Genomic DNA, 2,467 nt, shown 5'->3' on the forward strand with positions numbered 1-2,467 from the left:
CGCCCCCCCCCCCCCCCCCCCCCCCCCCCCTCCCCCCCCCCCCCCCCCTCCCCCCCCCCCCCCCCCCCCCCCCCCCCCCCCCGCCGCACCCGCCCCGGGGTGCACGGGGCCGGCCCATCGCCCCCCTGGAGGTCCGTACATGCGCGCGGTGACCTACGACTCCTACGCCCCGGACAACTCCCGGCTCCGCTACGGCGAGGTGCCCGATCCGAAGGTCGGCCCCGGCCAGGTGCTGATCCAGGTCCGGGCCGCCTCCGTCAACCCCGTCGACTGGAAGGTCATGGCGGGCGGACTGGACCCGATGATGGACACCGTCTTCCCCGCCGTCCCCGGCTGGGACGTGGCGGGCGTGGTCACCCGCACCGGCCCGGACACGCCCGAGTTCGCGCCCGGTGACGAGGTGATGGCGTACGCCCGTAAGGACGTGGTGCAGGCCGGCACCTTCGCCGAGTACGTCGCGGTCTCCGCGCCCGCGGTGGCGCGCAAGCCCGCCTCGTTCAGCTGGGAGCAGGCGGGCGGCCTGCCGCTGGCGGGCCTGACCGCGCTGCGCAGCCTGCAACGCCTGGAGGTCGGCCCCGCCGACGTGCTCCTGGTGCACGGCGCGGCGGGCGGGGTGGGCAGCCTCGCCGTGCAGCTCGGCCGCGACCGCGGGGCCCGGGTGATCGGCACCGCCTCGGAGCGCAACCACGACTTCGTGCGCAAGCTCGGCGCCGAGCCGGTGACCTACGGCGAGGGGCTGGCCGAACGGGTGCGCGCGCTGGCACCCGGCGGCGTCTCCACCGTCGCGGACTTCGTCGGCGGCCAGCTGGAGACGACGCTCGCCGTGCTCGCCGACGACGGCCGTCACGTCTCCGTCGCCGATCCCTCGGTGACCCAGCACGGCGGCGCGTGGATCTGGGTGCGCCCGGACGGCGCCGCGCTCGCCGAGCTGGCCGCGCTGGCGGACCGCGGCGCCCTGACCGTGGAGGTCGCGCAGACCTTCCCGCTGGAGCGGACGGCCGATGCCTTCGACGCCAGCCGCACCGGCCACACCCGCGGGAAGCTGGTCATCGTTCCCTGACGGGCCCGAGAGCCCTGCGGCCGGCCCCGGAACCGCCCTCGAAGGACGGTGGTTCCGGGGCCGTTCCCGGTCGGTGGAGCATCCGGTGACGCGCTTCTTGACGGCGTCCAGGCCGTGCGCGATGGTGACCTGACGCGGCGTAGCGGGCGGCGCGCCCTTCCCCCCACCCCTCCACCCGACCGGTGAGGACCCCTCCCATGCCGAAGCCCGCCTCCGACCTGTCCGCCCCCGCCGCAGTCCCCGGCTCAGCCCCTGCCGCAGCCGCGCCCGCCACCCTGGCCGAGGTCGCCCGGCGGGCCGGCGTCTCCACCGCGACCGCCTCCCGGGTGCTGAACCGCTCGGCGCCCGTCTCGCCGCCCGTGTCCGCCCGGGTGATGGCCGCCGCAAGGGAGCTGGCGTACGTGCGGCGCCGTGCTCCGCGCGGGCGGGGCACCGGCGTGGTGGCCGTGGTGGCCTTCGCCGATCCGGTGCGCTACCACTCCGACCCGTTCCACCTCCGGCTGCTGGCGGGGCTGCGGGAGGCCGCGGCGGGGCTGGAACTCGAGGTGGCGGTCTTCACCGTCCCCGGGAGCGCGCAGCGGCCCGCCCTGCTGCGGCACCTGTGCGGCGGGCACGTGGACGGCGTGCTGCTCGTCGGCGCGTGGGAGACGCTGGAGTTGCCGCGCCTGCTGCGGGCCGCCGGCGTGCCGGCGGTGTCCGTCGGCCGTCCGCCGGGCGCGGGCACGGTGGCGTACGTGGACGCGGACAACCTGTGCGGCGCCCGCGACGCCGTGCTGCGGCTGTGCGCGTCCGGACGGCGGTCGGTGGTAACCATCGCCGGACCGCCGGACACCGCCGTGGGCGCGGACCGCCTGGCGGGCTACCGGCAGGCGCTGGCCCAGGCCGAGGCGGCGGTGGGCCCCGAGGTGGCCTACGGGGACTTCTCCGCTGCCTCCGGCGAGCACGCCATGCTGCGGCTGCTGCGCCGGCGCCCGGCCCTGGACGCGGTGTTCGCCGCCTCCGACCCGATGGCCCTGGGCGCCCTGCGCGTGCTGAAGCGGCTCGGGCACCGGGTGCCCGAGCAGGTCGCGGTGATCGGTTTCGACGACGCCCCGGCCGCGGCCCGGGCCCGGCTGTCCACGGTGCGCCAGCCGGTCGAGCAACTCGGGGCCCGGGCCCTGGAGATGCTGCTGACCCGCCCGGACCGCTCCGCGTCCCTGGTGCTGCCGACCACCCTGGTGCTGCGCGACTCGGCGGGCTGACGGGCCGGACGTGGTGGGGGGGGGGGGGGGGGGGGGGGGGGGGGGGGGGGGGGGGGGGGGGGGGGGGGGGGGGGGGGGGGGGGGGGGGGGGTGGGGGGGGAGGGGGGGGGGGGGGGGAGCAACACCCCGACCTCCAAGGCCGTGGTGATCCGCTTCGAGCCCGACA

2 protein-coding genes are annotated in these 2,467 nt (G+C 78.5%); both read left to right on the top strand.

The genetic code is table 11. From position 1 onward, the window contains the following. The first annotated feature begins 139 nt into the window (after positions 1–139). Positions 140–1,060 (top strand): NADP-dependent oxidoreductase, encoded by a 921-nt coding sequence (locus tag ACZ4W5_RS37950; RefSeq protein ID WP_465659812.1) that lies wholly within the window; start codon positions 140–142, stop codon positions 1,058–1,060. A 197-nt stretch (positions 1,061–1,257) separates the two neighbouring features. After that, complete coding sequence (locus tag ACZ4W5_RS37955) at positions 1,258–2,301, top strand: LacI family DNA-binding transcriptional regulator (protein WP_465659813.1); 1,044 nt, start codon at positions 1,258–1,260, stop codon at positions 2,299–2,301. Positions 2,302–2,467: the final 166 nt, after the last annotated feature.

This window comes from Kitasatospora sp. NPDC029367, assembly GCF_055569135.1.